General features: G+C 65.0%; 10 protein-coding genes. 4 read left to right on the top strand and 6 right to left on the bottom strand.

What is annotated here, in order from left to right:
- Positions 1-2,021: hydantoinase B/oxoprolinase family protein (locus tag ACREC7_RS14235; RefSeq protein WP_431556350.1), on the top strand; the 2,021-nt coding region annotated here is incomplete at its 5' end.
- Between the two features lie 63 nt (positions 2,022-2,084).
- Here the strand turns inward: ACREC7_RS14235 and ACREC7_RS14240 are convergent.
- Together ACREC7_RS14240 and ACREC7_RS14245 are read right to left on the bottom strand one after the other, a co-directional pair.
- Positions 2,085-2,483 carry a DUF2852 domain-containing protein gene (locus ACREC7_RS14240; RefSeq protein WP_431556351.1) on the bottom strand — a complete coding sequence of 133 codons (399 nt, stop codon included), beginning with the start codon at positions 2,481-2,483 and terminating at the stop codon, positions 2,085-2,087.
- A gap of 106 nt (positions 2,484-2,589) precedes the next feature.
- Positions 2,590-3,255 carry a TetR/AcrR family transcriptional regulator gene (locus tag ACREC7_RS14245; protein ID WP_431556352.1) on the bottom strand — a complete coding sequence of 222 codons (666 nt, stop codon included), beginning with the start codon at positions 3,253-3,255 and terminating at the stop codon, positions 2,590-2,592.
- Between the two features lie 192 nt (positions 3,256-3,447).
- Here ACREC7_RS14245 and ACREC7_RS14250 point away from each other — a divergent pair, with 192 nt between their 5' ends.
- Complete coding sequence (locus ACREC7_RS14250; protein WP_431556353.1) at positions 3,448-4,614, top strand: calcium:proton antiporter; 1,167 nt, start codon at positions 3,448-3,450, stop codon at positions 4,612-4,614.
- Here ACREC7_RS14250 and ACREC7_RS14255 read toward each other — a convergent pair.
- On the bottom strand, positions 4,604-4,825 hold the full coding sequence (locus ACREC7_RS14255; protein WP_431556354.1) for a DUF2188 domain-containing protein: 222 nt from the start codon (positions 4,823-4,825) through the stop codon (positions 4,604-4,606). The two genes, ACREC7_RS14250 and ACREC7_RS14255, sit on opposite strands and share 11 nt — an antisense overlap.
- 138 nt (positions 4,826-4,963) lie before the next feature.
- Here ACREC7_RS14255 and ACREC7_RS14260 point away from each other — a divergent pair, with 138 nt between their 5' ends.
- Together ACREC7_RS14260 and rimK are read left to right on the top strand one after the other, a co-directional pair.
- A complete protein-coding gene (locus tag ACREC7_RS14260; protein ID WP_431556355.1) occupies positions 4,964-5,476 on the top strand; it encodes an ATP-dependent zinc protease family protein in 513 nt (170 codons plus the stop codon).
- A gap of 30 nt (positions 5,477-5,506) precedes the next feature.
- The gene (gene rimK, locus ACREC7_RS14265; protein ID WP_431556356.1) at positions 5,507-6,412 is read left to right on the top strand and encodes a 30S ribosomal protein S6--L-glutamate ligase; all 906 of its coding nucleotides are present in this window, start codon (positions 5,507-5,509) and stop codon (positions 6,410-6,412) included.
- On the opposite strand, the gene ada is transcribed toward rimK, so the two are convergent.
- The 3 genes from ada to ACREC7_RS14280 form a co-directional block, all read right to left on the bottom strand.
- The gene (gene ada, locus ACREC7_RS14270) at positions 6,409-7,542 is read right to left on the bottom strand and encodes a bifunctional DNA-binding transcriptional regulator/O6-methylguanine-DNA methyltransferase Ada (RefSeq protein ID WP_431556357.1); all 1,134 of its coding nucleotides are present in this window, start codon (positions 7,540-7,542) and stop codon (positions 6,409-6,411) included. The genes rimK and ada overlap by 4 nt on opposite strands.
- A 62-nt stretch (positions 7,543-7,604) precedes the next feature.
- A complete protein-coding gene (locus ACREC7_RS14275; protein WP_431556358.1) occupies positions 7,605-7,802 on the bottom strand; it encodes a hypothetical protein in 198 nt (65 codons plus the stop codon).
- 130 nt (positions 7,803-7,932) lie between these two features.
- The coding region (locus ACREC7_RS14280) for a hypothetical protein (protein ID WP_431556359.1) at positions 7,933-8,917 on the bottom strand (985 nt) is incomplete at its 5' end.

An 8,917-nucleotide genomic window follows, 5' to 3' on the forward strand; every position in this document is an offset into this window, starting at 1 on the left:
CCCTCTCCCCACTGGGGAGAGGGGGTTCCCCCCACCCGACCGGCGATGCCACTAGTGGCGATGCAGGTCGGCCTCCCCACAAAGGGGAGGCATTAAAAGAGCTGCGTGCCGCGTTCGAGGCGATGCACCGGCAGCGCTTCGGCTTTACGAGCCCTGACAAGCCAATCGAGATCGAGGCGATCGAGGTGGAAGCGCTTGGCGGCGGCGAGCATCCGCACGAGCCAGACCTGCCGCTCTCGATCGACGAGCTGCCGGAACCGCAAACCATGACCAGGCTCTTCACCAGTGGCGCTTGGCATGACGCGCCTGTCTTTTTGCGTTCAGGTCTCGAGCCAGGCCATTGCGTCGCGGGACCTGCCCTGATCATCGAGCCGCACCAGACCGTGGTGGTCGAGCCGGACTGGCAGGCAGAGGTCACGGCGAAAAACCATTTGCTGCTCACCCGTGCGAGTACACGCGAGGGGCGCGCCGCGCTCGGCACCAGCGCCGATCCCGTGCTGCTCGAAGTGTTCAACAAGCGTTTCACCGCGATCGCCGAGCAGATGGGTTACGCGCTGCAAAACACGGCGCGCTCGGTCAACATCAAGGAGCGGCTCGACTTCTCCTGCGCCATTTTCGATCGTGAAGGACGCCTCGTCGCCAATGCGCCCCATATCCCGGTGCATCTCGGCTCCATGGACCGGAGCGTCGAGACCGTGCGGCGCGAGGTTGGCGGGGGCCTCAAGCCGGGCGACGTATGGATGCTGAACGCGCCCTATAATGGCGGCACGCATCTTCCCGATATCACCGTGGTCACGCCGGTTTTTGCCGAAGGTGATACCGAGATTCTGTTCTTCGTTGCCGCGCGCGGACACCACGCCGATATCGGCGGCATCACCCCCGGCTCGATGAGCCCGAAGGCGACGCGCATCGAGGAGGAAGGCATCTATATCGACCCGTTCAAGCTGGTCGAGGGCGGCCGCTTCCGCGAAGAGGCGGTGATGACGCTGCTCACCAAGGGCCCCTACCCGGCCCGCGATCCCGCCCAGAACATCGCCGACCTGAAGGCGCAAGCCGCCGCCAACGCCAAGGGCGTGGAGGAGCTCGGCAAGATGGTGAGCCAGTACGGGCTTGCCGTGGCGCAGGCCTATATGGGCCATGTGCAGGACAACGCCGCGGCAAGCGTGGCGCGGGTGATCGAGACGCTTAAGCCGGCACGTTTCGAGGTCGAGACCGACACCGGCGCGCGCATCAAAGTGGCGATCAGTGTCGATCACGCTGCCGCCAGGGCCATCGTCGATTTCACCGGAACGAGTGCGCAACAGCCCGACACTTTCAATGCGCCAGAGCCTATCACGCGGGCTTGCGTGCTCTATGTCTTCCGCACGCTGGTCGATGACGACATTCCGCTCAATGCAGGCTGCCTGAGGCACATCGAGATCGTCGTGCCGGACGGATCGATGCTTGCGCCCCGTTACCCCGCCGCCGTCGCCGCGGGCAATGTCGAGACGAGCCAGACCGTCGTGAACTGCCTCTATGGCGCGCTTCAGGTGCTCGGCTCGGCGCAGGGCACCATGAACAATCTCACCTTCGGCAACGCGCGCACCCAGTATTACGAGACGATCTGCTCAGGCGCGCCGGCAGGCCCCGGCTTCGATGGGGCGCCGGCGGTGCAGACGCATATGACCAATTCGCGGCTCACCGATCCCGAGGTGCTGGAGCTTCGCTATCCCGTTCTGCTCGAGCGTTTCGAGATCAGGCGCGGCTCCGGCGGCAAGGGCAGATGGCGCGCCGGCGACGGGACACTTCGTGTCATCAGGTTTCTTGAACGCATGGAGTGCGCCATCCTCTCAGGCTTCCGCCGCTTGCGGCCTTTCGGTGCGAGTGGCGGCGAGCCCGGCGAGGCCGGCGCGAATTTCGTTCGGCGGAGGGATGGAACGATCGAGCGCCTCGGGGCTTCCGCCCAGACCATGCTTGAGCCCGGCGAAGCCATCATCATCAAGACGCCCACTGGCGGCGGGTTTGGAGATCCTCACACATAGCAAAGGGCGCGGGATTGCTCCCGCGCCCTCGCTTACGCATTGCCTCTCTTACTTTACGCGAACTTATGTCGTCGCCGGCCGCGGACCGCTTGCCCCGCGCTCGGCCATGAACTGATCGAACTCGGCCTTGTCGCGCGCCTTGCGCAGACGCTCGAGGAAGGTCTGGAACTCGTCAGCCTCTTCCTCCAAACGCCGCAAGGTCTCTTCGCGATAGGCGTCGAAGGCGGCGTTGCCGGTGGTGCGCAGCGGACCGAAGCCGCCGAACCCGCCGCCGAAGCGTTTCGCCTCCTGCATAAAGTGCTGCTTCCACTGCATCTTGTTTCCGCATCCCATGCGACCACTCCAGATGAGATAGGCCAGGAGCCCAAGCCCGATAGGCCACCAGATGATGAAGCCGAGAACCGCGGCGATGATCCACGCCGGCTTCCCGTAATCGTCCAAGGTCGTCACTACCTGTTGCATTTCCTGCGAACCTTCCTCCGTGTGAATGTTATTCACATTCACATAGGTGGGGCGGCCCTGTCCAGAGTCAAGAGACGACACAAAATGTGATCGGCAGCGGCCAGTCTCAAGGGCTAGGCGGCGCCCCGTGACTGTCCGGCGGGATGAGCCCCAAGCCGCGCAGATAGACGAGCATCGCGGATTCGAGGATCTGCTCCGGCGGGAGCGGAAGCTTGGCGACGCCGGCGCGCGCCTCGACAAAGAGATCGGCGACACCGTGGGACAGCGCCCAGATGTGCAGGCTCATCAGCCGAACCGGAGGTCTCTCTTCGGGAGGAAGCGCCCGGCACAGCGCTGACGCGGCACGCTGCAACACATCGAAGGCGCGATCGGCGGCCGCCTTGAGCTGATCGTCGCCACTCATACCGAGCCCAGCTTCGAACATCACGGCGTAGCTCGCGGGCTCCTCGCGTGCGAAGGCGAGGTAGGCGCGGCCGAGATTCTCGAAGGCCGAAAGCGGCGTCGGTATGCCGTTGTTCCAAGCGAGGTCGAGCCGCGCGGCAAAGCGTTCGAAGCCGTTGCGGGCGACCTCGGCGAGCAGCGCCTCGCGGTCGCGGAAGTGCCGGTAAGGCGCGGCGGGGCTTACGCCGGCGAGCCGCGCCGCCTCGGTCAGGCTGAAGCCGGCCGGGCCGTATTGCTCGATCAGCTTGCGCGCCGCCTCGAGCAAGACCTCCTTCAGATTGCCGTGGTGATAGGAGCGCGGCCGGTGCCAGCGCTGATCGTCGGAACCCATGTGAGGGGCTTTTACATGAAAGCGCCTAACGCCGCCATAACCCCTGGCGAAAGGAAGTGGTGCGGAATTGGTCGTGCCCGTTCCGGAGGCAACCGCACTCGCGGCGAATTGACGCCCAAGCCGGTTTCGCCTCAGCCGCGCCCAGCAACAATGCTCTGACTGGCGGCGCTGGGCGGGCGCTAGAGGGTTTTCATGAACCAACGCGAAATCGTGGTCGAGCCCTCGGCCGAGGGCGGACCTGGGCGCCGGCACAGGCTCTCATCGCTCGCCGCGATCCTTGTGGGGCTTGGCACCACCCTCCTCGTCTACGTCTTCCAGGGACCCCTGTTCGGCGATCTGCACAATTATCCGCTCACCCTGTTCGTGTTCCTGTGGATCTTCGGAGTGATGCTCGCTTGCGCCTTCAGCGTGGTGCGCCACGCCGATGCCGTCGCGCGGCATCTCGGCGAGCCCTACGGTACGCTCGCGCTCACCATCTCGGTGATTATCATCGAGGTCTCGCTCATGGCGGCGATCATCCTGCATGGCGAGAACAACCCGACGCTTGCCCGCGACGCCATGTTCGCCACCCTGATGATCGTGCTCAACGGCATGGTTGGCACGGCGCTCCTGATGGGGGCGCTGCGCTATTGGGAGCAGGAATACAATCTCGAGGGCGCGCGCGCCTTTCTCGTGGTCATCGCCTCGCTCGCGGTGTTCTCGCTGATCATGCCGGACCTCACCAAGACCGAGCCAGACCCAAGCATCGCTCCCTTCCAGGCCGGGCTGTTCGCAGCGATCACCATTCTCTTCTACGCCGTCTTCCTCGCCATCCAGACCATGCGGCACAGATCCTTCTTCGCCGAGCCGGTCAACGGCAAGGGGGAGGCCGCGGCCTATCTCGTTGCGCACCAGACGGGGAGCGTCGGGCCGCTCTGGTATCACGTGGCGATGCTGCTGCTCACCCTTGCCCCCGTCGTGGCGCTGTCCACCTTCCTTGCCGTCATCGTCGATTTCGGCATCGAGCATCTCGGCGCGCCGGCGCCGCTCGGCGGCATCCTAATAGCCATCCTGGTGCTGTCGCCCGAGGGGCTGACCGCCTTTCACGCGGCGCTCGCCAATCAGCTGCAGCGGGCGGTGAATGTGTGTCTCGGCTCGGCGCTCGCCACCATCGGCCTCACCATTCCGGCGGTGCTCGCCATCGGGCTGATCACCGGACAGGAAGTGCATCTTGGGCTCGACCGCACCGACGCCGCGTTGCTCGTGCTGACCCTGTTCGTGAGCGCACTCACCTTCGGCGGCGCGCGTACCAACGTGCTGCAGGGCACCGTGCATCTCCTGCTGTTCGTGGTCTATATCGCCCTGATCTTCAGCCCTTAGTGCCGCGCGGGTCGTGGCCGTAGGTGTTGCGCTCGCGGATGCGGCCGTCCTTGCCGTGCAGCACGGCTTCAGACCGCTCTCTCCGGGCGATGGCCTTGGCCTTCTCCCAGGCCTGGTCTTGGGTCCTGAAGGTAGCGACCGGGGTTTCCGCGCCCTCTTCCTTCACCACCCAGCGGTCGTCCTGCATCACCACGTGCTGCTTCTTGCCCATGGTTTGCCCTCGCGCGCCCCATAACCGGGAGAAAGACTATAGTGAAGCCGGCGCCTTCGTAGAAGCAAGCGAACCCATTGGCAGAACAGCCTTTGGCGCCTTACAGTGCCCCTCGGTGCAGATGAGCTCCTTGGCAGCATGACCGACCGGCGCGGAAACGCGGGCGAGAAATTGCGGGTAGGCTGGCGCGAATGGGTGCGGCTGACCGATCTCGGCGTCGCCGCCATCAAGGCCAAGATCGACACCGGCGCCCGGACCAGCGCGCTCCATGCCTTCGCCATCGAGCCATTCCGCCGCGCCGGAGCGCTCTGGGTGCGCTTCGAGGTGCATCCCATCCAGCGGTCGAGCACGGTGAAGGTAAAATGCGAGGCGCCTGCGGTCGACGAGCGTGCCGTGCGCAATTCCGGCGGCTTGGTGGAGCGCCGCTACATCATCGAGACCCCCCTGATGCTCGGCAAGGAGGCTTGGCCGATCGAGCTTGCGCTGACTAACCGCGACCAGATGGGCTTCCGCATGCTGCTCGGTCGCACGGCGCTTGAGGGCCGTGCGCTGATCGAACCTGGCCGTTCGTTCCTTGCCGGCCACCGGCCGCCGCGGCTGCGGCAGTCGCTCGCATGGGTGGCGCTTGAGCCAAGCAAGGCGCTGCCCTAAACCCTAGTCCCCCAAAGAACGGGAAGGCCCATGAAGATCGCGTTGCTCGCGCGCAATCCGCATCTCTACAGCCATCGGCGCATCTGCGAAGCGGCGCGCGCCCGCGGCCATGACATCGAGGTGCTGAACACGCTGCGTGTCTCCATCAACATCACTTCGCACCGGCCGATGCTTTATTACCGCAAGCGGCGGCTTGAGGATTTCGACGCGGTGATTCCGCGCATCGGCGCCTCGATCACGATTTATGGCCTTGCCGTGCTGCGTCAGTTCGAGGTGATGGGCGTCTATCCCTTGAACGAATCCGTCGCCATCGGGCGGAGCCGCGATAAGCTCCGCTGCCTGCAGCTGCTTGCCCGCCGCGGCATCGGGCTGCCGGTCACCGCCTATACCAACGATCCGAAGCAGGCCGAGGACATCATCGATCTCGTCGGCGGAGCGCCGGTGGTGATCAAGCTGCTCGAAGGCACGCAAGGCATCGGCGTGGTGCTCGGCGAGACGGTGAAATCGGCGAAGTCGGTAATCGAGGCCTTTCACGGTGCGAACGTCAACATTCTCGTCCAGCAATTCATCAAAGAGGCGGATTCGACCGACATTCGCGCGCTGGTCATCGGCGACCGGGTGGTGGCGGCGATGAAGCGGCAAGGGCCGCCTGGCGAGTTCCGCTCCAACCTGCATCGCGGCGGTTTGGGCGAGAAGGTGCGCATCACCCCGCAGGAGCGGACCATGGCGGTCAGAGCGGCGCGCACGCTCGGCCTCAATGTGTGCGGCGTGGACATGCTCCGCTCCAAACATGGCCCGCTGGTGGTCGAGCTCAATTCTTCGCCAGGCATCGAGGGGCTGGAGAAGGCGAGCGGAGTCGACGTAGCCGGGCTGATGATCGAGTTCCTGGAGCGCAACGCCCCTCACGGCAACACGCGCACCAAGGGCAAGGGCTAAGGAGCCAATTTGAATTTGGTCTTGGCCTCCTTGGCCAGCAGCGCGCGTTTCCGCTCAACGCCACCCCGGTAGCCTGAGAGACCGCCGTCGCTGCGCACCACGCGGTGGCAAGGGATGGCCACGGCGATGAGGTTTGTGGCACAGGCCCGGGCTACCGCCCGCACCGCTTTCGGCGCACCGATCTTCTCCGCGATCTCGGCGTAGCTTGCCGTCGAGCCCGCTGGGATGCGGCGGAGCGCGTCCCAGACGCGATGCTGAAAGGCGGTGCCTCTTATGTCCAAAGGCAGGTCGAGATTCTTGGCGGGGTCTTCGACGAAAGCGACGACCTTGGCGGTAAGCTCTTGGAAGGATTTGTCGCCGCCGATCAGGTGCGCGCGCGGGAACTGGTCTTGCAGCTCGCGCCGCAGGCCCTCCAGGTCGTCGCCAAACAGGATGGCGCAGACACCCTTCTCGCTGGCGGCAATCAGGACCGGGCCGAGCGAGCATTCAGGAATAGCGTACCGTATCTCCTGCCCCGCCCCGCCTTCACGGAAGTCGGTGGGCGCCATGCCGAGCACCTCCGATACGTTGGCGTAGAACCGGCCGTTGGAATTGAAGCCCGCATCATAGATCGCCGCGGTGACCGTGTCGCTCGCCGGGAGCTCGGCCCGCACGCGCTTGTTGCGATGCGCGATGGCATAGGCCTTCGGCGTGACGCCGACCGCCTGCTTGAAGATGCGATGGAAGTGATAGGGGCTCAAAGCCACGATCTCGGCAAGCGCATCGAGCTTCGGCGCCTCCTCCGCCGCCTCGATCAGCCGGCAGGCCTGCGCCACCTTCGCCGCATGCAACTCCCCGAGCGGGGGCTGGTCAGGCTTGCAGCGCTTGCAGGGGCGGAAGCCCGCCCGCTCCGCCTCGTCTCGCGTGTCGAAGAAGCGCACATTGGCGCGCTTGGGGAGGCGTGCAGCACAACCCGGGCGACAATAGACGCCGGTCGTCGCCACCGAATAGTAGAACCGGCCTTCGAAGGAAGCATCGCGCGCGACCACCGCCTCCCAGCTTGCGTCATCGCGGGATGAAGTGGCTGAAGGCTTTTCGAGGGTACGGGTCATGGTCAGCTCCTTGAGGATCAGTGCGTTGGTGCACGACATAGGCCCCTCCCCGCCTGCCGGCACTCCGATCCTTGCTTTCAAATTCGCGCGGGCGCCCCACCCTATTGTGACATGGGCGCGGTCGACGATGTGGGCGCGGTGACGGGCGGCGGCACGGTTTCCACATGCTTGATATGGCCGGTGGCATAGGCCCACCAGATCAGCGCGACAATCCCGCCAACGAACGCGACCAGCAGCACAAATCTCAGCGGATTGAGCCGGTCAGGCTCGCCGTCCCAATTCTGTCGCTTGCCAACCACTCCACCCTCCTCTTCTGTTCGCTCGTCTTGGTGCGGCGACCATACAAAAAATGAGGGCGCTTTCGAAGCCCGGCAAGGGCCTCTTAACGGCCAGGCCGCCGCCGGTCTGCCCCCCGCCCCCCGCCCCCTGCTACCGGCCGCGTTTGGAGCGTTTTGCACGGGTCGAGCCGTTTCCGGACAGCTTACGCTCAAGCGCCGAGATCTTGCGCCGCAAATCGGTGTTCTCGAGCTCGGCATAGACAGCGGCGGCATTCTGGGCGATGCGCCTCAGCATGGCGCACTCATTGGCATCGAGGTCCGCACCCGAGGCATGCGGCCCATAGAGCGACACGGCAAAGCAGCGGAGCGGATTTGACGCCGGGACCCCCAGCACCGGGCGGCTGAAGCCGCCTGGCAGGCCGGGCTCGCTCTTGTCCTCCTCGCTGATGGCGAAGGGAACGCCCTTGCTCACCGGTGCGAGCATCGCCGTATCGGGCGACAGGCTCCGCACCGTCTTCTCGCCCCAGCCATGGCCGTCGGTGTCGCGCGTGAACTCGGCGCCATTGCTGCGGAAGGAGGCGGCCGACGACAGCTTGAGATGACGGAAGGGCTGCTCGGCCAGCAGGCGGTCGACTTCCGACGAATCTTTCGCCTTGAGGATTGCAGCGGCGATGGTCCGTTCGGCCTTGTCGAGATCGCGGTTGAAATAACGGTCAGTGAGGTGCGTCGCGCCCTCATGCAGCCGGCTGATGAGATAAAGCGCGCCGGCCCCGATCACGATCCACGCCCAGTTCGGGATTGCGAGATGCTCCTGCATGAATTCAACCTCGTGATGCAGCAGCAGCGCCGGAATGCTCAAGGTGAGGCCAAGAATGGTGACACGGCGGAGCGGGATCGACACGCTCACCACACGCTCCCGCCGCACCGCCTCGAACACGAACAGGCAGAGGATGCCGTTCACGAGATAAAGCAAACCGACGACATCCTCCGATGGCGTGAAGTTCTCCCACCCGGTCTCGAAGATCGTGGTGCTCGAGGCGAGCTCGGCGACGAGAAAGGCAGGGAGCCCGATCAAGCATCCCCACAACACCCAACGCATGCGCTGAAAATCCTCGGTGTACTTGTCGATCCACCGG

Origin of the sequence: Methyloceanibacter sp., from assembly GCF_050728395.1 — a bacterium.
In the GTDB taxonomy this organism is placed as follows: domain Bacteria; phylum Pseudomonadota; class Alphaproteobacteria; order Rhizobiales; family Methyloligellaceae; genus Methyloceanibacter.

Excerpts from the sequence above, each read along its gene's own strand:
- ACREC7_RS14255 (WP_431556354.1), bottom strand. The coding sequence starts at position 4,825 with ATGGGCAAGAAGCAGCACGTGGTGATGCAGGACGACCGCTGGGTGGTG.
- ACREC7_RS14245 (WP_431556352.1), bottom strand. The coding sequence starts at position 3,255 with ATGGGTTCCGACGATCAGCGCTGGCACCGGCCGCGCTCCTATCACCAC.
- ACREC7_RS14250 (WP_431556353.1), top strand. The coding sequence starts at position 3,448 with ATGAACCAACGCGAAATCGTGGTCGAGCCCTCGGCCGAGGGCGGACCT.
- ACREC7_RS14240 (WP_431556351.1), bottom strand. The coding sequence starts at position 2,483 with ATGCAACAGGTAGTGACGACCTTGGACGATTACGGGAAGCCGGCGTGG.
- ACREC7_RS14260 (WP_431556355.1), top strand. The coding sequence starts at position 4,964 with ATGACCGACCGGCGCGGAAACGCGGGCGAGAAATTGCGGGTAGGCTGG.
- ada (WP_431556357.1), bottom strand. The coding sequence starts at position 7,542 with ATGTCGTGCACCAACGCACTGATCCTCAAGGAGCTGACCATGACCCGT.
- rimK (WP_431556356.1), top strand. The coding sequence starts at position 5,507 with ATGAAGATCGCGTTGCTCGCGCGCAATCCGCATCTCTACAGCCATCGG.